Raw genomic sequence first — 25,733 nt, 5'->3', positions numbered from 1 at the left:
CTCAGCTGGCGCCGTCGGCCTTGGCCGCAGCGGTGTCGGCCTTGGCCTCGGCGTCGGCCTTGGCCTTGGCGGCGGCGTCCTCGGCGTCGGCCTTGGCGATCCGCTCGGCCCGGGCCGCGGCCTTGGCCTGGCGCTTGGCCTTGTCCTGCTTGCCGTCGCCGCCGACGTCGAAGAACATCATGCCGACGCCGATCACCAGCGCGACGTCGGCGACGTTGAACACCGGCCACTCCTTGGCGTGGTAGTGCCACAGGACGAAGTCGGTCACGACCCCGAAGTACATGCGGTCGAGCAGGTTGCCGACGGCACCGCCGGCGACCAGGCCCAAGGCGATCGCCAGCAGGCGCTGTTCGTCCTTGGCCTTCTTGACCATGAACACCATCGCCGCCACGGCGAGGATGCCGACGATCGACAGGAACACCCGGGCGCCGTCCTGGCTGTCGAACAGGCCGAACGCCGAGCCGGGGTTGAACGACAGCCGCCAGTCCCAGTAGCCGTCGATCACCGTCTCCTTCACGCCCACGCACTTGTGCGCGACGATGTCGGCCGGGATCGCGCAGCCGGCCGGGTGCGTGTCGAGCGAGTTGCGCGCCCAGTACTTGGACGCGTGATCGGCGACCAGCGTGATCATCGCGACGATGAGGAAGATCTTCCAGCGGCGAGGCATCGGCGGTCCTTATGGCGCGGGCAGCGCGGCGGCGCAACGGTGACAGACATCACTCGGGAGGGCGGCCAGGGCCGCGAACCACTTCCAGCAGCGCTCGCAGCGCACGCCGCCGTGCGCGGCGACCTCGACCGCGGGCTCGACCCCGTCGACGACGGTCACCGCCGAGACGATGTACAGGTCGGCGAGGTCGGCGGCGTGGCGGTCCAGGACCGCGCGATCAGCGGCCGGCGCCCGCAGCGTCACCGCGGCGTCGACCGACTTGTGCTTGGCGGCGCGGAACGGCTCGAGCGCCTTGGTCACCCGGTCGCGCCACGCGGTCAGCACGGCGAAGTCGGCCACCAGCGGATCGCCCTCGGCCAGGCGCGCGCCGGTCGGGTACGTGGCCATGTGCACCGAGGTCGGATCGCCAGCGCGGCGGGGCAGGTGGGCCCAGATGTCCTCGCAGGTGAACGCCAGCACCGGCGCCGCCAGCAGCGTGATCGCGCGCAGCGCCTCGTACTGCACGACCTGCGCGGCGCGGCGGCGCGGCGCGTCCTTGGCGTCGCAGTAGGTGCGATCCTTGACGACGTCGCCGTAGAGCGCCGACAGGTCGACGGTCACGAACTCGACCAGCGCGCGGTGCGCGACGTGGAACTCGTAGGCCTCGTAGGCCGCGACCACGCGCGCGACCAGATCGTCGACCTTGGCCAGCAGGTAGCGATCGACCGCGCGCAGGCCGCCGGCGACCGACGCGCGATCGTGGACGTCGGCGTCGAAGTCGGCGAGGTTGCCGAGCACGAACCGCGCGGTGTTGCGCAGCTTGCGGTACCACTCGGCCAGGCCGCCGAGCTGCTCCTGCGAGTACGGGATGTCGTTGCGGAAGTCGGTCGACCCGGTCCACAGCCGGAACATCTCGGCGCCGGACTTCTTGATGATGTCCTCGGGCGGCACGTAGGTGACCTTGCGGCCCTCCTGCTTGGCCCGCTCGATCTCGCTCTTCGAGTACGGGGTGCCGGTGGCGCCGTCGAGCACGAAGCCGTGGGTCAGGACCGCGGCGTACGGCGGCTTGCCGGCGACGCCGATGCCGGCCAGGAGCGAGCTGTGGAACCAGCCGCGGTGCTGGTCCGAGCCCTCGAGGTACAGGTCGATCGCCGCGTGGTCGGGCGCCTGGGCGGCGATCGCCAGCCACGACACGCCCGACTCGAACCAGACGTCGACGATGTTCATCTCCTTCTCGAACTGCGCGGCGTCGGCGCCGCAGCCGGCGCAGGTCGTGCCCGGCGGCACCAGCTCGGCGGCCGGCCGGGTCCACCACGCGTCGGCGCCCTCGCGCGCGAAGATCGCGGCGACGTGCTCCATCGTCGTGGCCTCGGCGTGGGGGTGCTCGCACGCGCCGCAGTGGAACGCCGGGATCGGCGTGCCCCACAGCCGCTGGCGCGACAGCACCCAGTCGGGCCGGTTGGCGATCATCGCGTGGATGCGGTTCTCGCCCCACTCAGGGATCCAGGTCGTCGCGCGGATGCCCTCGAGCGCGCGCTCGCGGAAGCCGTCGTGATCGATCTTGATGAACCACTGCGCGGTCGCGCGGAACAGGATCGGCCCCTTGCAGCGCCAGCAGTGCGGGTAGCTGTGCTGGTAGCGATCGGTCGGCGGGTTGAGCAGCGCGCCGTCGGCGACCAGGCGCTCGATCACCAGCGGGTTGGCGTCGTCGGTCGACTTGCCGTGGAGCCAGGCCGGGGCCTCGGCGGTGTAGCGGCCGGCGTCGTCGAGCGGCGCGTACGGCGGCAGGCCGTGGGCGACGCCGGTCTTGTAGTCGTCGGCGCCGTGGCCGGGCGCGGTGTGGACCAGGCCGGTGCCCTGCTCGACGGTGACGTAGTCGGCGAACCACACCCGGAACTCGGGGCCGTCGGGGCTGGGCGCCGGCACGAACGGGTGGACGTAGCGCGCGCCCTCGAGCGTGCGGACGGCGTCCTCGTCGAGCGCGACCGCCTGGGCCGCCAGCTCGGGCGCGCCGATCGCCTGGGTGAAGGCCTCGACCAGCGCGCGCGCGCACACCAGCACCTCGCCGGGGTCGCGCGGCGACGGCACCGCGACGTAACCCAGGTCGGGCTTGAGCACGATCGCCAGGTTGGCCGGCAGGGTCCACGGCGTCGTCGTCCAGATCGGCAGCGCGACCCGCGTGCCGGCGAGCGCCGGGGCCAGCTGGGCGCCGTCGACGTCGGGCAGCGCGAACCGCACGTAGACCGTCGGCGAGGTCTTGTCCTTGTAGTCGATCTCGGCCTCGGCCAGCGCCGTGCGATCGCGCGGGCACCAGTAGACCGGCTTCTTGCCGCGGTACAGGTAGCCGCCGCGGGCGAACGCCGCCAGCGCCTTGACGATCGCCTGCTCGTAGACCGGCGACAGCGTCAGGTACGGGTTGGCCCAGTCGCCGAACACGCCCAGGCGCTGGAACTCGGCCCGCTGGATGCCGACGAACCGCAGCGCGTAGTCGCGGCACGCGGCGCGGACCTGGGCCTGGCTCAGCTCGCGGCGCTTGGGGCCGAGCTCGCGCTCGACCGCGAGCTCGATCGGCAGGCCGTGGGTGTCCCAGCCCGGGATGTACGGGGCGCGGAACCCCATCATCGTCTTGTGCTTGACGACGAGGTCCTTGAGGATCTTGTTGAGGATGTGGCCGTAGTGGATGTGGCCGTTGGAGTAGGGCGGCCCGTCGTGCAGGACGAACGTCGGCGCGTCCGCGCGCGCGGTCTGGATCTGCCGGTAGATGTCGGCCTCGGCCCAGGCCGCGAGCAGCTCGGGCTCGCGCTTGGCGAGATCGCCGCGCATCGGGAACGCCGTCTCGGGCAACGTGACGGTGTCCTTGTACTTTCCCTGACCCTGGGCGGACATGGCGGCGGACGCTACCACGCGCCGCGGCGCCGTCGGAGGGGCAGGGTAGGTTTCGCGCATGTCGCAACCCCAGCGCGCGTCGTGGGACGAGTACTTCATGAGCATCGCCCAGGTGGTGGCGACCCGATCGACCTGCCCCCGCAAGTACGTCGGCGCGGTCATCGTCGGCAGTCGCACGATCCTGTCGACCGGCTACAACGGCTCGATCCGGGGCATGCCGCACTGCTCGGACGTCGGCCACATGATGGAGGACGGCCACTGCGTCGCGACCATCCACGCCGAGACCAACGCGATCCTCCAGGCCGCCAAGAACGGCGTGGTGATCGCCGGCGCCACGCTCTACGTGACGGCGTCGCCGTGCTGGAACTGCTTCAAGCAGGTGGCCAACGCCGGGATGGTCCGCATCTGCTACGGCGAGTTCTACCGGGACACCCGCAGCTTCGAGGTGGCCAAGCAGATCGGCCTGGAGCTGGCGCACATCCCGCTGCCGGGTGTGACGCTCGCGCCCGCGCCGCCGCTGCCGCCGAGCGCCGGGTGACGGCCCGCCGGGAGCGACCGCCGGGGATCCGGGCTGAACACATGATCACGGCCATCTTTCTTGATCCCAGGCCGGGCGTCGCCTAGCCTGGCCCCCGGTTCCGCGCGCCCTGGCCGTGAGCCTGCCAACTCCCAGCAGCATGAGGTCCATGTGAACCTACGTCGCGTTCTCTTGCTCGGTGCCCTCGCGCTCGGGCTCGTCGCGTCGGGTGTCGTCGGTCCAGCGGGCGTCGGGTCGGTCGGTGAGGTCGCGACGGCTCACGCCAAGGGCAGCGGGGCGGCCAAGGGCGGCAAGGCCGCCGCGAAGCCGGCGACCAAGGGCGCCAAGTCGACCAAGGGTGGCAAGGCGACCAAGACCGCCGCGAAGAACCGCAAGGGCGCCAAGAACGCCAAGGGCGGCAAGGTCGCGAAGGGCAAGCAGGCCAGGGGCGGCAAGAAGGTCGCCGCGGCCCGGACCGGCTCGCCGCAGTCGGCGGTGCGCGGCAACCGCACCAGCGGCAAGATCAAGCTGTGCAAGGACGTCACCGTCGGCAAGGGCCGCAAGGCCCGCGTCCGCAAGAAGTGCTCGTTCGTGCAGGAGTTCCAGGGCCACGGCGCCGGCCGCCTCGAGGTCGCCGAGCTGACCCAGCCCTCGGGCGACCTGTGGCTGCGCTCGGAGAACCTCCAGGAGGAGATCCGGGTCCAGCTCTACAAGCCCGACGGCGAGTACGACGAGGCGGCGCTCGCGGCGCTCGACAACATCTTCCGGTGCAAGCGGTCCAAGGAGGTGCGGGCGATGGACCCGCGCCTGTACGACCAGCTGTCGCGCATCCAGGATCACTTCGGCGGCAAGCAGATCGAGGTGGTCTCGGGCTTCCGGTTCGTCGACCGCGACTCGAGCCGGCACTTCCACGCCTCGGCGATGGACATCAAGGTCAAGGGCGCCTCGGTCCGCGAGCAGTACACGTTCGCGCAGGCGCTCGACCGCGGCGGCATGGGCATCGGCATCTACCCGCACTCGGGCTTCATCCACGTCGACTTCCGCGCCCCGGGCGAGGCCAGCTACCGCTGGACCGACTACAGCGGCCCGAACAGCGGCAAGAAGGCGACGAAGAAGAAGGCTGGCCGGACGGCGCGCGCGAAGCGGCCGACGAGCTGAGGGTTCGGTTCGGTTCGGTCGGTGGGGTTGGCTCGGTGTCGTGGGCCGGGGCGCGTGCCGCGGGTCACGCATCGATCGGGATCCGCGCAGCGCGGCCTCGGGGCTGCGTTACCTTCGACGTCATGCGGATCCTGGGATTGCTCGTGGTCGCCGGGCTGTGGCTGGGTTGCTCGGACCCGGACCCCGGCCCGGAGCCGATCCAGTGCGACGTGGGCCGGTCGAACGAGAACGAGTGCATTCAGCTGTGCCAGAGCACGTGCGGGCACGACTTCGACTGCTGCTACGTCGTCGACGGGGAGTGGCAGATCTATCAGGCTGACTGCGGTCCGTGCCCCGGGCAGTAGATCGGCGAGCCGGGTGTCCGGGTGTCCGCGGAGCGGTGGGGGCGGGCTGAGCGACCCCGCCGGCGGTCCCGTGCGCAGGGCGGTCGTGTCGGCGGGCGCTGCGCGGCAGGGGCGACGATGAGTCTGACGATCGAGCGCGGGCTGGCGGGCGCGGCGGTGATCGCCGCGGTCGCGGTCGGCGGGCCGCTCGGGATCGGCGCGCTGTTCGCGATCGCGACGGTGGCGCGGCTGCTCGACGGCCGCGGCTGGGCGAGCGCGGCTGACCGCGACGCGCGGGCGGCGGTGACCGGGGGCGGCGCCATCGTGGGCGCAGCCGCGCTGGGCCTGGCGCTGCTCGCGTCGGCGCCGGTCGGCGACGCGCTCAGGCGCGGGGTCGAGTGGAGCACGCTGCCGGTGGTGCGCGGGTCGATCGCCCGGGCCGCGACCCTGGCGCTGGTGATCGTGGCGGTCGCGGTCGCGGCCGAGCTGGCCTTGCGGCGATGGTTGCTCGAGCTGGTGGCGACCGCGCTCGCGGGCGTCGGGGTGGCGTCGGGCGTCGCGACCGCGTGTGGGATCGCCGCGGCCGCCGTGGTCGAGGCGGCGGTGATGCCGTTCGCCGGCGCGCGCGCGGGCATCGCGGTGACCGGCGTCGGCCTCGGGATCCTCTATGTCGGGGCGGGCCGGCGGATCGGCGCGAGAGCGCGACTGCGCGGGTGGTGTTCGAGGTCGGCGCGGTGGCCCTGCAGGCGCTGCGGCTCGTGGGTTGACCGGCCGCGTGCTCACCACGCCCCCGCGACCTCGGTAGAACAGCGCGTGCAGGAGCGACAGGTCGCGCGGGCTCGCGGCGAACACGGACTCGAGCCCCGCGCCCGGCGTCGCCGCGAATCTCCGCAAAGTCTGCGGCGCTGATCGCGCGATCGTCGGCGCGCGCGCGATGTCTGCGCACAACGGCGCGCGAACGGGCGTCGATCGGTGGGCGCGCTTGATGCACGCTCCTGCACCGTCCGGAAGGACATCCGACGATCTACAGCGCTACGTGGAGGGGACCCATGCAACGGACGCTCCCGCTCGCACCTCGAGCCGACGATCTCGATCGCGCAGAAGCGCGCTTCGGGATGCCCCGGCGTGAGTTCCTCCAGGTCTGTGGCGGGCTGGCCGCCGCGATGGGCCTGTCGATGGCCGCGGCGCCGGCGGTGGCGCAAGCGCTGGCCACGGCGCGACGGCCGTCGGTGATCTGGCTGCACTTCCAGGAGTGCACCGGCTGCACCGAGAGCCTGCTGCGCGCCGAGCACCCGACGCTCGAGAAGCTGATCCTCGACGTGATCTCGCTCGACTACCACGAGACCTTGATGGCCGCGGCCGGCCACCAGGCCGAGGACGCGCGGCGCGCGGCGATGGCGGCCAACAAGGGCGCCTACGTGCTCGTCGTCGAGGGCGCGATCCCGACCGGCGCCAACGGCGCCTACTGCAAGATCGGCGGCCAGACCGCGATCGAGCTGGTCAAGGAGTGCGCGGCCGACGCCGCCGCGGTGATCGCGATCGGCTCGTGCGCGTCGTGGGGCGGCATGCCGTCGACCGCGCCCAACCCGACCGGCGCCAGCTCGGTGGCCGAGATCCTCGGCAAGCCGGTGCTGACGATCCCCGGCTGCCCGCCCAACCCGTACAACTTCCTCACCACCGTCGTGCACTACCTGGTCCTCGGCACGCTGCCGGACCTCGACGCCAAGGGCCGCCCGAAGTTCGCGTACGGTCGGCTCATCCACGAGAACTGCGAGCGGCGCGCGCACTTCGACGCTGGCCGGTTCGCGATCGAGTTCGGCGACGAGGGGCATCGGCAGGGCTGGTGCCTGTACAAGCTGGGCTGCAAGGGGCCGGAGACCTACGCCAACTGCCCGTCGATCTTGTTCGGCGACGCCGGCACCGGCACGTGGCCGGTCGGGTGCGGGCACCCGTGCATCGGCTGCACCGAGCAGGGCGTCGGCTTCACCAAGCCGATCCACGCGCTGGCCAACCTGCTGACCGTGACGCCGCCGACCCAGTTCGCGCGGCCGGCCGAGCAGCAGGGCCAGGGCTCGACCCTGGCGACCGTGGCGACGGTCGCGGCCGTGGGCGGGCTGGCGGTCGGCGTCGGCGCGCGCATCGCCAAGAACCTCGGCAACCGTCCCGACGAGCCGCCCGCGGCCGCCGGCGACGAAGGCACGCGGTAGCGGAGGCCCCCATGCTGACCCGCAGAACCATGCTCCGAGGTCTGGCTGGCGGCGCCGGCGCGGTCGCCGCGACGCCGCTGTGCCGGGAGGCCCAGGCGCGCGGTGCCCGGCACCTGCCCGACGGCGCGCTCGGGCTCCTGTTCGACGGCACGCTGTGCATCGGCTGCCGCGCGTGCATGGCGGCGTGCAAGGAGGCCAACGACCTGCCGGCCGAGCACACCGCCCTGACGATCGGCAACTACTGGGACGCCCCGCTCGACATCTCGGGCGAGACGCTCAACGTGATCAAGTGTTATCGCGAGGGCGCCGGCACCAAGAAGGACGAGGTGAAGGACGGCTTCGCGTTCACCAAGGTCTCGTGCATGCACTGCGTCGATCCGTCGTGCGTCTCGGCGTGCCCGGTCTCGGCGATGACCAAGGACCAGGTCACCGGCGTCGTCAAGTACAACGTCGACGCGTGCATCGGCTGCCGCTACTGCGTGGCGGCGTGCCCGTTCAACGTGCCGCGGTTCACGTTCGACACGCCGGACCCGCACATCTCCAAGTGCCAGCTCTGCTACCACCGCGCGGTCGACGGCAAGTACGCCGCGTGCGCCGAGGTGTGCCCGACCGGCGCGACGCTGTTCGGCCCGGTCATCGACCTCAAGGCCGAGATCGCCCGGCGGCGCGCGCTGACCCCGGGGGCCGAGACCACGTACCCGCGCGGCAAGATCGGCGGCACGGACACGTACCGCGGCGCCGCCGGCCGCTACGTCGCGCGCACCTACGGCGAGCACGAGATCGGCGGCACCCAGGTGATGCACCTGTCGGGCGTGCCGTTCGAGCTGCTCAACAAGCCGAAGCTGCCGTCGGTGGCGCCGGCCCGGATCTCCGAGTCGCTGCAGCACGCGATCTACAACAACCTGATCGCGCCGCTCGGGTTCCTGGGCGCGCTGGCGCTCCTGGCCTGGCGCAACATGCGGCCCAAGCGTGACGCGGCGCCGCCGCCGACCGGAGGTGGGTCGTGAGCGCCGCGGCCGAGCCCCGGCCCGACGAGGCCGCGCCGATCGGCGGGCGGATCTGGTCGCCGTTCATCGGCGTGCTGGCGCTCCTGGTCGGCGTCGCCGGCGCGGTCATCGCGGTGCGGTTCCTGCGCGGCCTGGGCGCGGTCACGAACCTGTCCGACGGCTACCCGTGGGGGCTGTGGATCGCCTACGACGACGTGATCGGCTCGGCGCTCGGCGCCAGCGGCTTCACCGTCGCGTTCGTCGTCTACATCCTCAACCGCGGCCAGTACCACCCGATGGTGCGGCCGGCGCTCCTGACCGCGCTGTTCGGCTACCTGCTGGCCGGCGCGTCGGTCGTGATCGACCTCGGGCGCTACTGGGACTTCTGGCACGTGTTCCTGCCGCGCTACGCCCAGTGGAACTCGGTGCTGCTGGGCGTGTCGCTGTGCATGACCGCGTACACGCTGGTGCTGTTCCTCGAGCTGATGCCGGTCGTGCTCGAGAAGCTGGGCTGGAAGCGGACGCGCCAGAAGATCGACCGGCTGCTGTTCGTCGTGGTCGCGATCGGCGTGGTCCTGCCGACGATCCACCAGGCGTCGCTGGGCTCGATGCTGCTGGTGTTCGGCCCGCAGATCGATCCGCTGTACCAGACCCAGCTCCTGCCGGTGCTGTTCCTGTCCTCGACCATGGGCATGGGCCTGGCGGCGGTGGTGATCGAGAGCAGCGTCACGTCGCTGGCGCTGCGGCGGCCGGTCGAGCGCGAGCTCTTGACCAAGCTGATGAAGGTCGGGCAGGTGGTGGCCGCGGCGTTCGTCGTGGCCCGGTTCATCGACCTGGCGGTGCGCGGACAGCTGGGCGGGCTGGTGGTGGCGCGGCCGCTGGTGCTGCTGTTCTGGATCGAGACCGCGCTGTTCGCGGCGCCGGTGGTGCTCCTGTGGGGGCCGGCCAGCCATCGGCCGGCGCGGGTGTTCGTCGCCGCCATGGCGATGGCCGTGGCCGGCATCCTGTACCGCCTCGACGCCTACCTGGTCGCCTACGACACCGGCGCCGGCTGGCACTACTTCCCGTCGCTGGGCGAGCTGGTCGTCACGATCGGCCTGATCGCCTTCGAGATCCTGGCCTTCATCATCGCGATCCGGGTGCTGCCGGTCCTGCCCAAGCTGGGCGGGGCGCGGGCGGCCGCCGGCCCCGCGTGAGGAACGAGCGGCACCATGGGCACGCGCATCGTCATCGACCCCATCACCCGCATCGAGGGCCACCTCCGGATCGACTGTGAGGTCGACGGCGGCAAGGTCACCGACGCCTGGGCCTCGGGCACCATGTGGCGCGGCGTCGAGCAGATCCTGCTCGGCCGCGACCCGCGCGACGCCTGGGCCATCACCCAGCGGTTCTGCGGCGTGTGCACGACCGTCCACGCGATCGCGTCGGTGCGCGCGGTCGAGGACGCGCTGGCGATGCCGGTGCCCAAGAACGCGCAGTACATCCGCAACCTGATGATCGCGGCCCACGCCGTCCACGACGAGCTGGTCCACTTCTACCACCTGTCGGCGCTCGACTGGGTCGACGTCACCTCGGCGCTCAAGGCCGATCCCAAGGCCACGGCGGCGCTGGCCGAGAGCATCTCGGCCTGGCCGCTGAACGGCGTCACGGTCCACGCCGCGACCAAGGCCCGGCTCGAGACGCTGGTCGGCAGCGGCCAGCTCGGCATCTTCGCCAACGGCTACTGGGGCCACCCGGCGATGAAGCTGCCGCCCGAGGTCAACCTGCTGGCGGTGACCCACTACCTGCAGGCGCTCGAGGTCCAGCGCAAGGCCAACAAGATCGTCTCGATCCTCGGCAGCAAGACCCCGCACATCCAGAACGTCGCGGTCGGCGGCGTGTCCAACCCGATCGCGCTCGAGAGCCAGTCGGTGCTGTCGATCGAGCGCCTGCTCGCGGTCAAGGCGGCGATCGACGAGCTCAAGCAGTTCATCACGCAGGTCTACACGATCGACGTCGCCGCGGTCGCGGCCTTCTACCCGGAGTGGACGACGATCGGCAAGGGCGTGGTCAACTACCTGGCCGCGCCCGACTTCCCGCTCGACGAGCAGGGCACCCAGTTCTCGACCCCGGGCGGCTACATCCCCGGCGGCGATCTGGCCAAGCTCCAGCGGATCACCACGTTCGGCGACGCGCTGCTCAAGGACAACGTCGCCGAGAGCGTCAAGCACGCGTGGTACCGCGGCGGCAAGGGCCCGCTGCACCCGTACGCGGGCGAGACGGTGGCCGAGTACACCGACCACCAGCCCGACGCGAAGTACTCGTTCGTCAAGTCGCCGACCTTCGCTGGCCAGCCGGCCCAGGTCGGGCCGCTGGCGCGGGTGCTGGTCGCGGCCGCGGTCGGCGATCAGGCGATCCTCAAGCACCTGACCCGGGTGCTCGCGACGGTCGAGGCCGTCGGCAAGATCAAGGTGCCGCTCGACGGGCTGCACTCGACGATCGGCCGCCACGCCGCGCGCTCGGTGATGTGCGCCCGCAACGTCGAGATCCTCGAGGAGCAGTGGGGGCTGCTCATGGCCAACATCGCCGCCGGCGACGTCCAGACCTTCGAGAAGCCGGTGTTCCCGTCGGGCGAGACCCGCGGGTTCGGGTTCCACGAGGCCCCGCGCGGGATCCTGTCCCACTGGGTGGTGATCGACGGCGGCAAGATCAAGAACTACCAGGCGGTCGTGCCGACCACGTGGAACGCGGCGCCGCGCAACGAGGCCGATCAGCCCGGGCCGTACGAGGCGTCGCTGGTGGGCACGCCGCTGGCGGATCCCGAGCGGCCGCTCGAGGTGCTGCGCACGATCCACTCGTTCGATCCGTGCCTGGCCTGCGCGGTCCACCTGGTGGACCCAGCGCGCCGCGACATCGTCGCAGTCAGGGCGCTATAGTGCGGGTCGTGGTCCTCGGCGTCGGCAACCTGATCATGGGCGACGAGGGCCTGGGGGTGCGGTGCGTCGAGCGGCTCGCGGCCGCCGGCGCGCTGCCGGCCGGGGTGGTGACGATCGACGGCGGCACCTCGACCCACGAGCTGCTCGAGGACCTCGAGGATCTGGATCTGCTGGTGATCGTCGACGCGATCGCCGGCGCCGGCGCGCCCGGGACGCTGGTCCGGCTCGAGGGTGAGCGCATCCCCGCGGCGTTCTCGAACAAGCTGTCGCCGCACCAGCACGGCATCAACGATCTGCTCGCCAACCTGCAGCTCCTGGGCCGGTCGCCGGCCCGGGTGGTCGTGCACGGCGCGACCCCGGCGCGGATCGCGCTCGGGCTCGAGCTGTCGCCCGAGATCGAGGCGGTGCTGCCGGCGCTGGCGGCCCGGGTCGTGGCCGAGGTGGTGGCCGCGTCATGACGATCGGCCGGCGCATCGCGGTCACCGGCACGGTCCAGGGCGTGGGCTTCCGGCCGTGGGTGTACCGCCTGGCCCGGACCCTCGGCGTCGACGGCCGGGTCCGCAACGACGCCAGCGGCGTGGTGATCGAGGCGTTCGCCGCGGCGGCGGTGCTCGACGCGTTCGTCGCGCAGCTCGGCGCCGAGGCGCCGGGCCGCGTGCGCGAGCTGGCGTGGCAGCCGCTCGACGCCGCGGCGCCGACCGGCTTCGCGATCGACACCAGCACGGTCGCGGGCGCGGTGGCGCTGTCGATCCCGCCGGACCTGTCGACCTGCCCGGCGTGCCTGGGCGAGCTGGCCGACCCGGCCGACCGCCACTACCAGTACCCGTTCACGAGCTGCACGTACTGCGGGCCGCGGTTCACGATCGCGCTCGATCTGCCCTACGACCGGCCGGCGACGACGATGGCCGGGTTCCCGCTGTGCCCGGCGTGCGCGCGCGAGTACGACGACCCCGACGATCGCCGGTTCCACGCCCAGCCGATCGCGTGCCCGCGGTGCGGGCCGCGGCTCGCGCTCGAGCCGCCCGGACCGGGCGACGCGCTGGCCGACGCGGCGGCGCTCTTGCGCGGCGGCGCGATCGTCGCGGTCAAGGGCCTGGGCGGCTACCACCTCGCCTGCGACGCCACCTCGGCGACCGCGGTCGCGACCCTGCGCGCGCGCAAGCGCCGCGACGCCAAGCCGTTCGCGGTGATGGTCGCCGACGTGGCCGCGGCCCACCGCCTGGCGTGGCTCGCGCCCGAGGAGGTCGCGGTCCTGGCCGGGCCCGAGCGCCCGATCACGCTGGTGACGCGCCGGAGCGGCGCCGGCCTCGCCGACGGCGTCGCGCCCGACACCCCGCAGATCGGGCTGCTCTTGCCGTACACGCCGCTGCACCACCTGCTCCTGGCCGCGGTCGGGCGGCCGCTGGTGATGACCTCGGGCAACGTCACCGACGAGCCGATCGCGCAGCTCGACGACGACGCCCGCGCCCGGCTGGCGCCGCTGGCCGACGCGCTCTTGCTGCACGACCGCCCGATCGCCACGCGCTGCGACGACTCGGTCGCGCAGGTGGTGGCGGGCGCGCCGATGATCCTGCGGCGCTCGCGCGGGCACGTGCCCCGGCCGATCGTGCTGGCGCGGCCGATCGCGCGGCCGACGCTGGCGGTCGGCGCCCAGCTGAAGAACACGTTCTGCCTGGCCCACGGCGACGTCGCGTACCTGGGCCCGCACGTCGGCGATCTCGACAACCCGCGCGCGTTCGAGTTCCTGGCCGAGGCGATCGAGCGCATGGAGCGCCTGGTCCGGGTCCGGCCCGAGCTGGTCGCGCACGACCTCCACCCCGACTACCTGTCGACCCGGCTGGCGCTGGCGCGCACCGGCGTCACCCACGTCGCGGTCCAGCACCACCACGCCCACGTCGCCGCGGTCATGGCCGAGCGCGGCCTGCGCGGGCCGGTCCTGGGCCTGGCCTGGGACGGCGCCGGCCTGGGCACCGACGGCACGGCCTGGGGCGGCGAGCTCCTGTTCGGCGACGCGGCCCAGTGCACGCGGCTCGCGACGCTGCGGCCGATCGCCCTGGCCGGCGGCGACGCGGCGGTGCGCCAGGTGTGGCGGATCGCGCTGACCCTGCTCGACGACGCCTTCGCCGGCGCGCCGCCGCTCGACGCGCTGGCGCTGTTCGCCGAGATCCCGGCCGCCGACGTGCGCGTGCTGCGGCAGCTGGTCGCCGGCGACCTCAACGCGCCGCGGGTCCACGGCGTCGGGCGGCTGTTCGACGGCGTCGGCGCGCTGGTGCTCGGCCGCGCGGTCGCGCGCCACGAGGGCCAGGTCGCGCAGGCCTGGAACCACGCGGCCACGCTCGAGGACCACGGCGGCTACCCGCTGCCGATCGATCGCGCCGGGCCGGTGTGGCAGCTCGACCACCGGCCGCTGGTGCGCGCGGTGGTCGACGATCTGCGCGCGGGCCAGCCGAGCTCGATCATCTCGGCGCGGTTCCATCGCGCGCTCGTGCTCGGCGCCGCGGCGCTCGTCCGCGCCGCCACCGCCATGGTCGGCGCGCACCCGGTGGTGCTGGGCGGCGGCTGCTTCCAGAACCGGGCGCTGGCCGAGGGCGTCGTGCGCGAGCTGGGCGAGCTCGAGGTCTACCTGCCGCGCGCGGTGCCGCCCGGTGATGGCGGGCTGGCGCTGGGGCAGGTGCTGGTCGCCGCCGGCCGCGCAGAGAGGACGTACGCGTCATGTGTCTAGGCGTGCCTGGCCGGGTGATCACGGTCGACGGGATGATCGCCACGGTCGACTTCTGGGGCGTCAAGAAGCACGTCCGGCTCGACGTGATCGACGAGCCGGTCGGCCCGGGCGACTACGTGCTCAACCACGTCGGCTACGCGATCCGCCGGATCCCGCCCGAGGACATCGCCGAGACCCTGGCGCTGTACGACGAGCTGCTCGGCGACGTGCGGGCCGACGGCGATCTGATGGCGGCCGACGTGCGCGGCGAGCTGGCCGGGGTCGCGGGCCCCGCGGATCGGAGCCCGGGCGATGGCTGACGCCGCCGTGACCGAGATGCGGTTCCGCGACCCGGTCCGGGCCCGCGCGCTGGCGGCCCGGCTGGGCGAGCTGGTGGCCGGCGCCGGTCGCCAGATCTCGGTGATGCACGTGTGCGGCAGCCACGAGCAGGCGATCGCGCGCTACGGCCTGCGCGCCTCGTTCCCGGCCGACCTCGAGGTGATCATGGGGCCGGGCTGTCCGGTGTGCGTGACCGACCTGCCGGAGATCGACGAGGCGGTGGCGCTGGCGCGGGCCGGCGTCCGGGTCGCGACCTACGGCGACATGCTCAAGGTGCCGGGCACCGCGATGTCCCTGGCCGACGCCCAGACCGAGGGCGCGCGCATCGACGTCGTCTACAGCGTGGCCCAGGCGGTCGAGCTGGCCCGGGCCACCACCGACGAGATCGTGTTCTTCGCCAGCGGCTTCGAGACCACGGCGGTCGCGACCGCGGCGGTGCTGGTGGCCGGGCCACCGCCCAACTTCTCGGTCCTGTCGGCCCACAAGTACATCCCGCCGGTGATGGAGATCGTCGCCGAGATGCCGGGCGCGCGGGTCGAGGGCTTCCTGGCCGCCGGCCACGCCGCGACGATCACCGGCGCGGCGGTGTTCGAGCAGTTCGCGGCCCGGCACCGGCGGCCGGTGGTCGTGGCCGGGTTCGAGCCGCTCGACATCCTGGCGGCCCTGGTCGCGCTGGTCGAGCTGGTCGTGACCGGCGACGCCCGCGCGATCAACTGCTACCCGCGCTGCGTGGCGCGCGAGGGCAACAAGGTCGCGCAGGCGCTGCTGTGGAAGGTGTTCCGGCCGATCGGCGGGCGCTGGCGCGGCATCGCCCACGTGCCCAGCGGCAACCTGCGGCTGCGCGACGAGTTCGCCCACGTCGACGCCCGGCGGCGGTTCACGATCGACGTCGAGGCGCTGTGGCGGATGGCGCCGCCGGCGCTGGTCGAGCACTGCGTGTGCGGCGACATCATGGCCGGCATCGCCGCGCCGCGCGACTGCACGCTGTTCGGGCGCGCGTGCACGCCCGAGACGCCGGTCGGCGCGTGCATGGTGTCGTCCGAGGGCACCTGCCGGATCTGGCACCAGTACGGCGGCCACCCCGATCTGGTCGCGATCGGCCGCGCCGCGCCCGCCCCGGAGGTCCCATGACCGCGTCCGATCGGGTCACGCTCAAGATGGGCGCCGGCGGCCGCGCGATGCGCCAGCTCGTCGGCGAGGTGTTCGTCGCCGAGCTCGCGGGGCCGCCGATGACCGAGGGCGACGTCGGGCTGGCCGCGCTCGACGACGGCGCCGCGGTCCGGATCGGCGATCGCTGGCTGGTCGCCACCACCGACGCCCACGTCGTCCACCCGATCTTCTTCCCCGGCGGCGACATCGGCCGGCTGGCGGTGTGCGGCACCGTCAACGACCTGGCGATGATGGGCGCGACCGACGCGGTCATGCTGACCCTGGCGGTGGTGATCGAGGAGGGCTTCGCCCGCGCCGAGCTGGTCCGGATCGCCGCGTCGATCAAGGCCGCGTGCGCCGAGGCCGGGGTCCGGATCATGACGGGCGACACCAAGGTCATGGGCCGCGGCGAGGTCGATCGGATCATCCTGACGACGACCGGCGTCGGCCTGACCGATCGGGTCGTCACCGATCGCGGGCTCGCGCCCGGCGATCGGATCCTGGTGACCGGCACGATGGGCGATCACGGCCTCGCGGTGCTGGCGGCGCGCGGCGAGCTCGCGCTCGAGGTCGAGCTGCGCTCGGACGTGGCCCCGGTCAACGGCCTGGTGCGGGCGGCGCTGGCCGCCGGCGGCGACGCGATCGTGGCGATGAAGGATCCGACCCGCGGCGGCCTCGCCAGCGCGCTGCACGAGCTGGCCGACAAGGCCCAGGTCGGGGTCGTGCTCGACGAGGCCGCGGTGCCGATCCGCCCCGACGTGCGCGCGGTCGGCGAGCTGCTCGGGATCGATCCGCTCCACGTGGCCAACGAGGGCAAGGTCGTGATGGGCGTGCGCCCCGATCGCGCCGACGCGGTGCTGGCGGCGATCCGGGCCCACCCGCTCGGCGCCGACGCGGCCCTGATCGGCACCTGCGTGGCCGACGCGCCCGGCCGCGTCGTGCTCGACACCGGTTTCGGGCGGCGGCTGCTGATCGAGCCCGAGGGCGAGCCGCTGCCGCGGATCTGCTGAGGCGCTGCGGAGGTCACCATGAGCCACATCCACATCGAGTACGACGGTCCGGTCGGCGTCCTCACGATCGCGCGGCGCGCGCGGATGAACTCGCTCGACGTCGAGACCGCGCGCGACCTGCGCAAGGCCGGGCTGGCGCTGGCGCGCGACCGGGCGGTGCGGGCGGTGATCGTGCGCGGCGACGGCGGCGTGTTCTGCACCGGCGCCGACCTCAAGTACATCCGCGCCGGCGGCGACGACGCCGACCTCGGCTACCTGGTGGCCGGCGGCGGGCCGCCGCGCACCGGCGGCTACGGCGCGATCTTCAAGCAGATCCTCGAGTACCTGCACGCCACGATCTCCGAGATCCGGCGCGCGCCCAAGCCGTTCATCGCGGTCGTCGACGGGCCGGTCGCGGCCGGCGGGCTGGGCCTCGCGATGGCGTGCGACCTGGTGGTGGCGTCGGGGCGCGCGACCTTCGAGTGGGCCTACTTCAAGACCGGCCTGACGGGCGCCGAGTCGTCGACGTTCTTCCTGCCGCGGCTGCTCGGCCTGCGCCGGGCCCTGGAGCTGGCGCTCCTCGGCGAGCGCCTGACCGCCGCCGAGGCGATGGCGGCGGGCCTGGTCACGGCGGTCTTCCCCGCCGAGGAGTTCGAGCGCGCGGGCCGGGCCCTGGCGGCGCGGCTGGCGGCCGGCCCGACCGAGGCGATGGGCGTCGCCAAGGGCCTGATGAACGCGGCCGCGGGCGTCGATCGGCTCGACGTCCACCTCGATCGCGAGCTCGAGGAGCTGGTGCGGATCGCCGACGGCGCCGACTTCGCCGAGGGCCTCGACGCGTTCTTCGCGAAGCGCGCGCCCGAGTTCCCGGGGCCGGACCTCACGCCGCCGGCGCCGCCGCCCGCGCCCGGGAGGTCGTGATGCACGAGTACTCGATCGTCTCGGCGCTGGTCGATCAGGTCGCGGTCGCGGCCCGCGCCCACCCGACCGGGACGGTCAAGCGCGTGCACGTGGCGATCGGCGAGCTGGCCGGCGTCGAGCTCGAGCTCCTGGCGACGGCGTTCGAGACCTTCCGCGATCACACCGTGTGCGCGCAGGCCGACCTGGTGATCGAGCCGCGCCCGGCCTGCTGGCGCTGCCCGCGCTGCCAGGTCGAGCTGGCCCGCGGCGCGGTGCTGCGCTGCGGCGCGTGTCAGGTGCCGGCGCGGCTCGTGACCGGCGACGAGATCATCTTGCAGCGCGTCGAGCTGGACCTCGGCGACGACGACCAAGGAGGAACGTGATGTGCACCGACTGTGGCTGCGGTGATCCCGACGTCGTGCCGCTGGAGGTCCAGGGGCGCATCCTCTCTGACAACGACGAGCGCGCGCAGCACAACCGCGAGCACTTCGCGGCGGCCGGCGTGCTCGCGGTCAACCTGATGGGCTCGCCCGGCGCGGGCAAGACCGCGATCCTCGAGGCCACCGCCCGCCACCAGCGCGGCCTGCGGCTGGCGGCGCTGGCGGGCGATCTCGCGACCGAGCGCGACGCGGCCCGGCTCGAGGCCGCCGGCATCCCCGCGCGCGCGATCACGACCGGCTCGGCCTGTCACCTCGACGCGAAGATGGTCCACCACGCGCTGCACGCGCTGCCGATCGCCGGGCTCGACGTGCTGTTCATCGAGAACGTCGGCAACCTGGTGTGCCCGGCGGTCTACGATCTCGGCCAGGCCGCCAACGTCGTGGCGCTGTCGGTGACCGAGGGCGAGGACAAGCCGCTCAAGTACCCGACGATGTTCCTCAAGGCCGACCTGGTGCTCTTGACCAAGACCGACCTGCTGCCGCACCTCGACTTCGACCTGGCCGCGGTCGAGGACGCGCTGGCCCGGGCGATGCCGGAGCCGCGGATGATCGCGGTGTCGGCGCGGACCGGCGCGGGCGTCGACGCCTGGCTGGCGTGGCTGGCCGAGCGCCGAGCCCGGCTGACGTCGGCGGCGGCGCCGTCCGACGGGCGCCTGCACCACGGCCACGGCCACGTCCACGGGCCCGGCCACGATCACGGCCACGCCCACGCGCGGCCCCACGATCCCGATCACGATCGCCACCGTTGAGCAGGGCGGGGGCGGCCGGGCGCGCCGACGGCGCGGGGCTGGCCAGGCCCGCGCGCGCGACGGCCGTCGGTGCAGGCGTGCGCGGGCTACAGGCTCTTGCCGTCGAACGTCTTGATCGTCAGCGTCGACGGATCGACGCCGTCGAGGCACCGGACGTTGACCGCGATCATCTCGCCGCCGTCGGGGGTGGCGCCGCGCGAGAACGGCCGCACGCCGCACACCTTGCAGAAGGTGTGGTGGATGTGGTGCTTGGCGAACTGGTAGTCGGTGAGGCTGTCGGCGCCGGCCTCGAGGTGGAACTGCGCGCTCGGGACGAACGCGAGCAGCCAGCCGCTGCGGCCGCAGATCGAGCAGTTGCAGGACACGACCGGCGCGGTGAGATCGACCTCGGCGGTGTAGCGGACCGCGCCGCAGTGACAGCTACCAGCGTACGACGAAGACATCGATGGACCTTTCGGTGAGGGTGAGCGCGCGACGTGCGGTGAGCGTGGGAGGTAGGATGACGGTGCGCGCGAGCGGATGACGGTGCGCGCGAGCGGATGACGGTGCGGGCGAGCGGATGACGGTGCGGGCGAGCGGGTGACGGTGCGGGCGAGCGGGTGACGGTGCGGGCGAGCGGGTGACGGTGCGGGCGAGCGGGTGACGGTGCGGGCGAGCGGGTGACGGTGCGGGCGAGCGGGTGACGGTGCGGGCGAGCGGGTGACGGCGTGCGTGGTCACGCCCGCGCGCGACGGTGCGCCCGCGATCATGCCAGCGCGCGACGGTGCTCCCGCGATCATGCCAGCGCGCGCGGGCGGCGGGCGCTGTCGAGCAGCTCGGCGGCGTGGGCCTTGGCGCGGGCGGTGGCGCTGCCGCCGAGCATGCGCGCCAGCTCGTCCTTGCGCGCGCCCGAGGTCAGGCGCCGGACCAGGGTCTCGGTGCGGCCGCCGGCCTCGATCTTCTCGACGTGGTAGTGGGCGTCGGCGTACGCGGCGATCTGCGGCAGGTGGGTCACGCACAGCACCTGGCGGTGATCGGCGACCGCGCGGATCAGCGCGCCGACCGCGTGCGCGGTGGCGCCGCCGATGCCGGCGTCGACCTCGTCGAACACGTACGTGGCGACCTCGTCGGCGCGGCGCAGCGCCAGCTTCATCGCCAGCATGATCCGCGACAGCTCGCCGCCCGACGCGACCTTGGCCAGCGGCTTGAGGTCCTCGCCCTTGTTGGCGCACAGGAGCACCTCGACGTCGTCGGCGCCGTGGCGCCCGAGCGGCGCCGCGGCGACCCGGACCTCGAGCCGGGCCGCGGCCATGCCCAGCTCGGCGAGGGCCTTGCCGACCTGGCGCGCCAGCCGGGTGCCGGCCTTGCGGCGGCTGTCGGTCAGCGCCGCGGCGGCGCGCTGGCACCGCGCCAGGGCCAGGGACCGCGCCGCGGTCAGGGTCTCGAGGTGCAGATCGCGGTGGGTCAGGGCGTCGAGCTCGGCCGCCAGCTCGGCGGCGCGCGCCACCAGATCGACGCCGCCGTGCTTGCGCCGCAGCCGGCGCAAGAGCTCGAGCCGGTCGTCGATCGCGGCGAGCCGCTCGGGGTCGCCGTCGACGCGATCGGCGTAGCGCCGCAGCGCGGCCGCGGCGTCGTCGGCCACGACCCGGGCCTCGGTCAGCTGGCGCGCCAGCGGATCGAGCGAGGGATCGAGCCGCACCAGCTTGTCGACCTCGCGCGCGGCGTGGGCCAGGCCGTCGAGCGCGCCGCTGTCGCCGTCGCCGTCGAGGGCCGCGACCGCGGCCCGGGTGCCGACCCGCAGCTCCTCGGTCGCCGACAGCCGGGTGCGCTCGGCCACGAGCCGCTCGTCCTCGCCAGCCTCGAGGCGAGCGCCGTCGAGCTCATCCTTCTGGAACCGCACGAAGTCGGCGCGCTCGGCCCGCTGGCGATCGTCGCCGCCGAGCCCGGCGATCTGCTCGTCGATGGCGCCCAGCTCGTCCCAGGCGCACAGCATCTCGGCGGGCAGCGCGGCCTCGTCGGCGAACGCGTCGAGGATCGCGCGGTGGCGCCCGGGATCGACCAGGCCCTGGTGCTGGTGCTGGCCCGCGAGATCGATCAGCCAGGCGCCCAGCTCGGCCAGGCGACCGGCGGTGGTGAGCGCGCCGTTGACGTAGGTGCGGCTCTTGCCGCCGCGCAAGATGACCCGGCGGATCACCACCTCGGCGCCCGCGTCGACGTCGCCGGCGTCATCGGCGGCCAGCGGCAGCCCGGCCTGGGCCAAGACCGCCGTCACGCGCCCGCGCAGATCGGCCGGCACCTCGACGATGGCCTCGACCGTGGCCTCGGCCGCGCCGGCCCGGGGGATGTCGGCCGAGGCCCGGCCGCCGCGCAAGAGGTTGACCGCCTCGACGATCAGCGACTTGCCGGCGCCGGTCTCGCCGGTGAGCACGCCCAGCCCCGGCCCGAGCTCGAGCGTGACGTCAGACAGGATTGCGAAGTTGGTGACCCGCAGGTGGCGCAGCACGAGGACGACTCTGCACCACGACCCTGACACTGGGCAAGTGTTCAGTCGCGGACCGAGTGGTCGCGGCTGGATCGCTGGTGACCTGGGCGTGATCTCGCGCGGCGGCGCACCGCGGCGTCCGCCGCCGCCCAGCGCAACCGCAGGGAGATCTCGCGACGGTCGGGCTCGGCGCGTCAGTGGCCGTCGGCCCGCGGCTGCCGCTACCGGGCGCCGCGGAGGCCCCAGTGGAGCTTGTCGCGCATCACGTCGAAGTAGCTCTGGGGGCCGGCCAGCATGCGCAGCGGCCGGGCGGTGCCGGTGATCTCGACCCGGTCGCCGGGGACGATCGGGTGGGCCCACTGGCCGTCGACGGTGACCACGACGTCCTTGGCCTCGGGCCGGGGCTCGAGGCGGATGATCGCGTGGGCCGGGACCACCAGCGGTCGGTTGGTCAGCGAGTGGGCGCAGATCGGGGTCAGGGTCAGCCCGGCGGCGCCGGGGATGATGATCGGCCCGCCGGCGGCCATGTTGTAGGCGGTCGAGCCGGTCGGGGTCGACACGATCACGCCGTCGGCGCGGTAGCTGGCGACGAAGGCGTCGTCGATCCAGGCGTCGCAGTCGACGATGCGGGCCATGGCGCCCTGGTGCAGGACCGCGTCGTTGAGGGCGGTGCGGGTGAGGACCTGGTCGCCGGTGAACACCGTGACCGTCAGGCGGCTGCGCTCGTCGACCCGCAGGTTGCCCGCCAGCGCGGCGGTCAGGGCCGCCCGGGCCTCGTCCGGCAGGAAGCCGGCCAGGAACCCGAGCTGGCCCAGGTTGACGCCCAGGACCGGGATCCCGGTGTCGCCGACGACCCGGCTCGCCCGGAGCATGGTGCCGTCGCCGCCCAGGGTACACACCAGCTCGACCGCGGGCAGGTCGTCCTCGGGCACGACCACCGCCCCCTCGACGTCGAGGCCGTCCTCGGCCAGGAGGACGGGGGTGTGGCCGCAGCCGAGCAGCCAGCGGGCGAGATCGTCCGCCAGCTCGCGGGCCTCGGTGGACTGGGGTTTGAGGACGAAGCCGACCTGGGCCACGCAGCGTGGTACCACGGCGGCGCGCCGGGTGGTGATCGCCCCAACCGTGCGCGAGCCCTTGACGTGGGGCGCCCCAGGTTGTAGACGATCCCCCTTCGCCGCGGTCCTTCCGCGGTGCCCGCGAACGGAACCGTCATGAGCACGACCCAGAAGAGCTTTTGGCTCACCAAGGAAGCCGGAGAGGCCCAGCGCGAGTGGTACGTCGTCGACATGGAGGGGCAGACCCTCGGTCGCGCGGCTACCAAGATCGCGTCGGTCCTGCGCGGCAAGCACAAGCCGACCTACTCGCCCAACGTCGACATGGGCGACTTCGTCATCGTGATCAATGCCGGGAGCTCGAAGCTCACCGGCAACAAGCTCGATGGGAAGATGTACTACAAGCACACGCTGTATCCGGGCGGTATCAAGACCCGCACGGCCAAGCAGGTGCTGGCCGAGGACCCGGCGCGCGCGATCCGCGACGCGGTCTGGGGCATGCTGCCCAAGGGCCCGCTCGGCCGCCGCATCATCAAGAAGCTGAAGATCTACAAGGGCGCCGCGCACGACCACAGCGCGCAGCAGCCCCGCCCGCTGACGATCGAAGCCTGATCCCCGCTCCGGAGACATCGACATGGCCGCTGCTGCTCCCCCGAAGACTTACGCCACCGGCCGCCGCAAGACTGCGGTGGCTCGCGTCTGGCTGACCGCCGGCGAAGGCACGTTCAACATCAACGATCGCGTCGATGACGACTACTTCAAGCGCGCCACCGCGCGGATGGTCATCCGTCAGCCGCTCGAGGAAGTCGGCCTGCTCGGCCAGTACGACATCCACGCCACCGTCCGCGGCGGCGGGATCTCGTCGCAGGCCGGCGCGGTCCGCCACGGGATCACCCGGGCGCTGATGAAGATCGACCGCGAGCTGCGGCCGAAGCTGAAGGCGGTCGGCTACGTCACGCGCGACCCGCGCAAGAAGGAGCGCAAGAAGTACGGCCAGGCGGCCGCGCGCGCTCGCTTCCAGTTCTCGAAGCGCTGAGCCGATTGGCTCAGGAGTCGCCGCCCGGTGCACCTCGTGCACGCGGGCGGTTCGTATTTTCGGCGGGCGCGCATGACGGGCCGATTTGGCCCTGTCGCGCGGTGCGAAGATGTGCGACAGCCCTGGGATGCCTAGCGACGCCGCCCCCTGGTCCGCCCCCCTCCGCACGCTGTTCGACCGCGTGCTGCCCGCGGTGCGGATCCCCGACCGCGCCCGCGACGCCGAGGCGGTCGTGCGTGAGCTGTTCGAGCTGGCCGATCTCCAGATCGGCGGCACCCGCCCGGGCGATCCCCAGATCCACGACCCGCGCTTCTACGAGCGGCTCCTGCGCGACGCCTCGATCGGCCTGGGCGAGTCGTACATGGAGGACTGGTGGGAGGTCGACCACCTCGACGTGATGATCGACAAGGTCCTGCGCGCCAACCTCAAGCAGAAGCTGACCGGCAGCTGGCGCATGCGCACGCTGGCGGTCAAGACCGCGGTGCTCAACCTGCAGAGCAAGGCCCGCGCGCGGGCGTCGATCCAGGCTCACTACGACATCGGCAACGACCTCTACACGCGCATGCTCGACGAGCGCATGGTCTACACCTGCGGCTACTGGAAGACCGCGACGACGCTGACCGAGGCCCAGGAGGCCAAGCTCGATCTGGTGTGCCGCAAGGTCGGGCTCAAGCCCGGCATGCGCGTGCTCGATCTCGGCTGCGGCTGGGGTGGGTTCGCGAGCTGGGCGGCCGAGAAGTACGGCTGCGCGGTCGTCGGCGTGACGCTGTCGCAGGACCAGGTGGCGCTCGGCAGCCAGCTCTGGAAGCACCTGCCGGTCGAGCTGCGGCTGTGCGACTACCGCGACGTCACCGGCACGTTCGATCGCGTGGTCTCGATCGGCATGATGGAGCACGTCGGGGCCAAGAACTACCGCGCGGTGATGGAGGTGATCGATCGGTGCCTGGTCGACGACGGCGTCGCGATGTTCCACACGATCGCCAACAACCGCACCGTCCGCCACGCGGTGCCGTTCATCGAGAAGTACATCTTCCCCGACGCGGTCGCGCCGTCGCTGGCGCAGCTGGCCCGCGCGGTCGAGGGCCTGTTCGTGGTCGAGGACGTCCACAACCTCGGCGCCAACTACGACCCGACCCTGATGGCGTGGTGGGCCAACTTCGATCGGACCTACCCCGAGATCGCCGATCGCTACGATCGGAAGTTCTACCAGATGTGGAAGTTCTACCTGCTGGCCGCCGCCGGCGCGTCGCGGTCGCGCGACGGGCAGCTCCTGCAGGTGGTGCTGACCAAGACCGGGCGGCTCCAGCCCGACTGTCGGATGAGCTAGGACCGCGTTCGGGATCCGGTTCCGGTTCCGGCTCCGGTTCCGGCTCCGGCTCCGGCTCCGGCTCCGGCTCCGGCTCCGGCTCCGGCTCCGGTTCCGGCTCCGGTTCCGGCTCCGGCTCCGGCTCCGGCTCCGGCTCCGGCTCCGGTTCCGGCTCCGGCTCCGGCTCCGGCTCCGGCTCCGGCCCGGTTCCGGCTCCGGCTCCGGCCTGGCTCCGGCTCCGGCTCCGGCTCCGGCTCCGGCTCCGGCTCCGGCTCCGGCGGCTCCGGCTCCGGCTCCGATGCTCCGGCTCCGCTCCGGCTCCGGCTCCGGCTCCGGCTCCGGCTCCGGCTCCGGTTCCGGCTCCGGTTCCGGCTCCGGTTCCTACTCCGGCTTCGGCGGCGCGGTCTCAAACGTCTGCGTCCGGTCAACCGGGCCGCCCCGGCGGGGCTCTACCATCGTGGCCGTCCACCCGGGGAGTGTCGATCGATGAAGAGCTTGTCCTTGTTCGCGGTGTCCGTGGTCGTGGCGGCGCAGGCCGCGTGTATCGCCAACGCGCCGGCGGCGCAGCCGATGGGCCCGTCGTCGGCCGAGGTCGAGGACGGCGACGACGCCGATGACGACGGCGACGGCGCTGGCGCCACGGTGATCGCCGACGGCGCGGTGGCCACGCAGGGCGATCTGCCCGGCGGCGCGGTCGCGACCTGCCCGAGCGGCGGCGCGTGCCAGTGGGCCTGCCCAGAGGGCGGCTGTGACCTGACCTGCGCCGGCGGCTCGGCGTGCGAGATCGAATGCCCCGGCGGCGGCTGCGATCTGACCTGCGCCAGCGGCGCGACCTGCGAGTTCTCGTGCGACGGCGACGGCTGCGCCGTGCGGTGCGAGCCGGGCTCGGTCTGCGCGAGCGATTGAGGACCGACGCAAGCGTCTGAGAAGATTCACGACATTCGCGAGGAAGGTCGAACCTTCATCGCACGTACAA

Annotated in this window: 25 protein-coding genes; 20 read left to right on the top strand and 5 right to left on the bottom strand. The window is 73.2% G+C overall.

Translation table 11 applies throughout. The features are described from left to right. Position 1: 1 nt before the first annotated feature. Both lspA and ileS read right to left on the bottom strand, forming a co-directional pair. Positions 2–667, bottom strand: a complete 666-nt coding sequence (gene lspA, locus IPL61_08300; GenBank protein MBK9031324.1) for a signal peptidase II — start codon at positions 665–667, stop codon at positions 2–4. A gap of 9 nt (positions 668–676) precedes the next feature. Next, positions 677–3,532: an isoleucine--tRNA ligase gene (ileS, locus tag IPL61_08295; GenBank protein ID MBK9031323.1), complete on the bottom strand. Its 2,856-nt coding sequence runs from the start codon at positions 3,530–3,532 to the stop codon at positions 677–679. A 58-nt stretch (positions 3,533–3,590) separates the two neighbouring features. On the opposite strand from ileS, the gene IPL61_08290 reads away from it, so the two are divergent. The 16 genes from IPL61_08290 (at position 3,591) to hypB (ending at position 18,902) form a co-directional block, all read left to right on the top strand. Beyond that, the gene (locus IPL61_08290) at positions 3,591–4,070 is read left to right on the top strand and encodes a cytidine/deoxycytidylate deaminase family protein (GenBank protein MBK9031322.1); all 480 of its coding nucleotides are present in this window, start codon (positions 3,591–3,593) and stop codon (positions 4,068–4,070) included. A 150-nt stretch (positions 4,071–4,220) separates the two neighbouring features. Continuing rightward, positions 4,221–5,207, top strand: a complete 987-nt coding sequence (locus tag IPL61_08285) for a YcbK family protein (GenBank protein ID MBK9031321.1) — start codon at positions 4,221–4,223, stop codon at positions 5,205–5,207. Between the two features lie 122 nt (positions 5,208–5,329). Further along, positions 5,330–5,551, top strand: a complete 222-nt coding sequence (locus IPL61_08280) for a hypothetical protein (GenBank protein MBK9031320.1) — start codon at positions 5,330–5,332, stop codon at positions 5,549–5,551. Between the two features lie 117 nt (positions 5,552–5,668). After that, complete coding sequence (locus IPL61_08275; GenBank protein ID MBK9031319.1) at positions 5,669–6,439, top strand: hypothetical protein; 771 nt, start codon at positions 5,669–5,671, stop codon at positions 6,437–6,439. 140 nt (positions 6,440–6,579) lie between these two features. Continuing rightward, positions 6,580–7,737, top strand: a complete 1,158-nt coding sequence (locus tag IPL61_08270; GenBank protein ID MBK9031318.1) for a hydrogenase small subunit — start codon at positions 6,580–6,582, stop codon at positions 7,735–7,737. Between the two features lie 11 nt (positions 7,738–7,748). Then, the gene (gene hybA / locus IPL61_08265; protein ID MBK9031317.1) at positions 7,749–8,744 is read left to right on the top strand and encodes a hydrogenase 2 operon protein HybA; all 996 of its coding nucleotides are present in this window, start codon (positions 7,749–7,751) and stop codon (positions 8,742–8,744) included. Next, positions 8,741–9,919, top strand: a complete 1,179-nt coding sequence (hybB, locus tag IPL61_08260; GenBank protein ID MBK9031316.1) for a Ni/Fe-hydrogenase cytochrome b subunit — start codon at positions 8,741–8,743, stop codon at positions 9,917–9,919. The genes hybA and hybB overlap by 4 nt, the downstream gene beginning before the upstream one ends. Before the next feature lie 15 nt (positions 9,920–9,934). Continuing rightward, positions 9,935–11,638, top strand: coding sequence for a nickel-dependent hydrogenase large subunit (locus tag IPL61_08255; GenBank protein ID MBK9031315.1), 1,704 nt, complete (start codon positions 9,935–9,937; stop codon positions 11,636–11,638). Continuing rightward, positions 11,638–12,096 carry a hydrogenase maturation protease gene (locus IPL61_08250; protein ID MBK9031314.1) on the top strand — a complete coding sequence of 153 codons (459 nt, stop codon included), beginning with the start codon at positions 11,638–11,640 and terminating at the stop codon, positions 12,094–12,096. Before IPL61_08255 ends, IPL61_08250 begins: the two co-directional genes overlap by 1 nt. After that, complete coding sequence (hypF, locus tag IPL61_08245) at positions 12,093–14,360, top strand: carbamoyltransferase HypF (protein ID MBK9031313.1); 2,268 nt, start codon at positions 12,093–12,095, stop codon at positions 14,358–14,360. Before IPL61_08250 ends, hypF begins: the two co-directional genes overlap by 4 nt. Next, positions 14,351–14,659, top strand: a complete 309-nt coding sequence (locus tag IPL61_08240; protein ID MBK9031312.1) for a HypC/HybG/HupF family hydrogenase formation chaperone — start codon at positions 14,351–14,353, stop codon at positions 14,657–14,659. Before hypF ends, IPL61_08240 begins: the two co-directional genes overlap by 10 nt. Further along, positions 14,652–15,809 carry a hydrogenase formation protein HypD gene (gene hypD / locus IPL61_08235; protein MBK9031311.1) on the top strand — a complete coding sequence of 386 codons (1,158 nt, stop codon included), beginning with the start codon at positions 14,652–14,654 and terminating at the stop codon, positions 15,807–15,809. The genes IPL61_08240 and hypD overlap by 8 nt, the downstream gene beginning before the upstream one ends. After that, positions 15,806–16,837, top strand: coding sequence for a hydrogenase expression/formation protein HypE (gene hypE, locus IPL61_08230; protein MBK9031310.1), 1,032 nt, complete (start codon positions 15,806–15,808; stop codon positions 16,835–16,837). The genes hypD and hypE overlap by 4 nt, the downstream gene beginning before the upstream one ends. Before the next feature lie 18 nt (positions 16,838–16,855). After that, positions 16,856–17,734 (top strand): enoyl-CoA hydratase/isomerase family protein, encoded by an 879-nt coding sequence (locus IPL61_08225; GenBank protein ID MBK9031309.1) that lies wholly within the window; start codon positions 16,856–16,858, stop codon positions 17,732–17,734. Next, positions 17,734–18,096, top strand: a complete 363-nt coding sequence (locus IPL61_08220; GenBank protein MBK9031308.1) for a hydrogenase maturation nickel metallochaperone HypA — start codon at positions 17,734–17,736, stop codon at positions 18,094–18,096. Before IPL61_08225 ends, IPL61_08220 begins: the two co-directional genes overlap by 1 nt. Continuing rightward, positions 18,096–18,902 (top strand): hydrogenase nickel incorporation protein HypB, encoded by an 807-nt coding sequence (gene hypB / locus IPL61_08215; GenBank protein ID MBK9031307.1) that lies wholly within the window; start codon positions 18,096–18,098, stop codon positions 18,900–18,902. The genes IPL61_08220 and hypB overlap by 1 nt, the downstream gene beginning before the upstream one ends. Positions 18,903–18,988: 86 nt before the next feature. On the opposite strand, the gene IPL61_08210 is transcribed toward hypB, so the two are convergent. From IPL61_08210 to IPL61_08200, 3 genes are all read right to left on the bottom strand, one after another. Beyond that, positions 18,989–19,345 (bottom strand): GFA family protein, encoded by a 357-nt coding sequence (locus tag IPL61_08210; GenBank protein MBK9031306.1) that lies wholly within the window; start codon positions 19,343–19,345, stop codon positions 18,989–18,991. A 332-nt stretch (positions 19,346–19,677) separates the two neighbouring features. After that, entirely contained in the window at positions 19,678–21,384 is a 1,707-nt protein-coding gene (gene recN, locus IPL61_08205) for a DNA repair protein RecN (GenBank protein MBK9031305.1), read from the bottom strand. 200 nt (positions 21,385–21,584) lie between these two features. Then, the gene (locus tag IPL61_08200; protein MBK9031304.1) at positions 21,585–22,439 is read right to left on the bottom strand and encodes an NAD(+)/NADH kinase; all 855 of its coding nucleotides are present in this window, start codon (positions 22,437–22,439) and stop codon (positions 21,585–21,587) included. A 135-nt stretch (positions 22,440–22,574) separates the two neighbouring features. Between IPL61_08200 and rplM the strand changes: the two genes are divergently transcribed. From rplM to IPL61_08180, 4 genes are all read left to right on the top strand, one after another. Beyond that, complete coding sequence (gene rplM, locus IPL61_08195) at positions 22,575–23,027, top strand: 50S ribosomal protein L13 (protein ID MBK9031303.1); 453 nt, start codon at positions 22,575–22,577, stop codon at positions 23,025–23,027. A gap of 22 nt (positions 23,028–23,049) precedes the next feature. Then, complete coding sequence (gene rpsI, locus IPL61_08190; protein MBK9031302.1) at positions 23,050–23,451, top strand: 30S ribosomal protein S9; 402 nt, start codon at positions 23,050–23,052, stop codon at positions 23,449–23,451. Positions 23,452–23,578: 127 nt separating this feature from the next. After that, on the top strand, positions 23,579–24,778 hold the full coding sequence (cfa, locus tag IPL61_08185) for a cyclopropane fatty acyl phospholipid synthase (protein ID MBK9031301.1): 1,200 nt from the start codon (positions 23,579–23,581) through the stop codon (positions 24,776–24,778). Positions 24,779–25,243: 465 nt separating this feature from the next. After that, positions 25,244–25,663, top strand: a complete 420-nt coding sequence (locus IPL61_08180; protein MBK9031300.1) for a hypothetical protein — start codon at positions 25,244–25,246, stop codon at positions 25,661–25,663. The last annotated feature ends 70 nt before the right edge of the window (positions 25,664–25,733 follow it).

Source organism: Myxococcales bacterium (assembly GCA_016717005.1).
Classification (GTDB): Bacteria; Myxococcota_A; Polyangia; order Haliangiales; family Haliangiaceae; genus UBA2376.
Note: the sequence above shows the minus strand (reverse complement) of the source record. Positions and strands in the feature narration are given on the sequence as shown.

Coding starts and splice junctions, on each gene's coding strand:
- lspA (MBK9031324.1), bottom strand. CDS start 667: ATGCCTCGCCGCTGGAAGATCTTCCTCATCGTCGCGATGATCACGCTG.
- ileS (MBK9031323.1), bottom strand. CDS start 3,532: ATGTCCGCCCAGGGTCAGGGAAAGTACAAGGACACCGTCACGTTGCCC.
- IPL61_08290 (MBK9031322.1), top strand. CDS start 3,591: ATGTCGCAACCCCAGCGCGCGTCGTGGGACGAGTACTTCATGAGCATC.
- IPL61_08280 (MBK9031320.1), top strand. CDS start 5,330: ATGCGGATCCTGGGATTGCTCGTGGTCGCCGGGCTGTGGCTGGGTTGC.
- IPL61_08275 (MBK9031319.1), top strand. CDS start 5,669: ATGAGTCTGACGATCGAGCGCGGGCTGGCGGGCGCGGCGGTGATCGCC.
- IPL61_08270 (MBK9031318.1), top strand. CDS start 6,580: ATGCAACGGACGCTCCCGCTCGCACCTCGAGCCGACGATCTCGATCGC.
- hybA (MBK9031317.1), top strand. CDS start 7,749: ATGCTGACCCGCAGAACCATGCTCCGAGGTCTGGCTGGCGGCGCCGGC.
- IPL61_08255 (MBK9031315.1), top strand. CDS start 9,935: ATGGGCACGCGCATCGTCATCGACCCCATCACCCGCATCGAGGGCCAC.
- hypF (MBK9031313.1), top strand. CDS start 12,093: ATGACGATCGGCCGGCGCATCGCGGTCACCGGCACGGTCCAGGGCGTG.
- IPL61_08240 (MBK9031312.1), top strand. CDS start 14,351: ATGTGTCTAGGCGTGCCTGGCCGGGTGATCACGGTCGACGGGATGATC.
- hypD (MBK9031311.1), top strand. CDS start 14,652: ATGGCTGACGCCGCCGTGACCGAGATGCGGTTCCGCGACCCGGTCCGG.
- hypE (MBK9031310.1), top strand. CDS start 15,806: ATGACCGCGTCCGATCGGGTCACGCTCAAGATGGGCGCCGGCGGCCGC.
- IPL61_08225 (MBK9031309.1), top strand. CDS start 16,856: ATGAGCCACATCCACATCGAGTACGACGGTCCGGTCGGCGTCCTCACG.
- IPL61_08220 (MBK9031308.1), top strand. CDS start 17,734: ATGCACGAGTACTCGATCGTCTCGGCGCTGGTCGATCAGGTCGCGGTC.
- hypB (MBK9031307.1), top strand. CDS start 18,096: ATGTGCACCGACTGTGGCTGCGGTGATCCCGACGTCGTGCCGCTGGAG.
- IPL61_08210 (MBK9031306.1), bottom strand. CDS start 19,345: ATGTCTTCGTCGTACGCTGGTAGCTGTCACTGCGGCGCGGTCCGCTAC.
- rplM (MBK9031303.1), top strand. CDS start 22,575: ATGAGCACGACCCAGAAGAGCTTTTGGCTCACCAAGGAAGCCGGAGAG.
- rpsI (MBK9031302.1), top strand. CDS start 23,050: ATGGCCGCTGCTGCTCCCCCGAAGACTTACGCCACCGGCCGCCGCAAG.
- cfa (MBK9031301.1), top strand. CDS start 23,579: ATGCCTAGCGACGCCGCCCCCTGGTCCGCCCCCCTCCGCACGCTGTTC.
- IPL61_08180 (MBK9031300.1), top strand. CDS start 25,244: ATGAAGAGCTTGTCCTTGTTCGCGGTGTCCGTGGTCGTGGCGGCGCAG.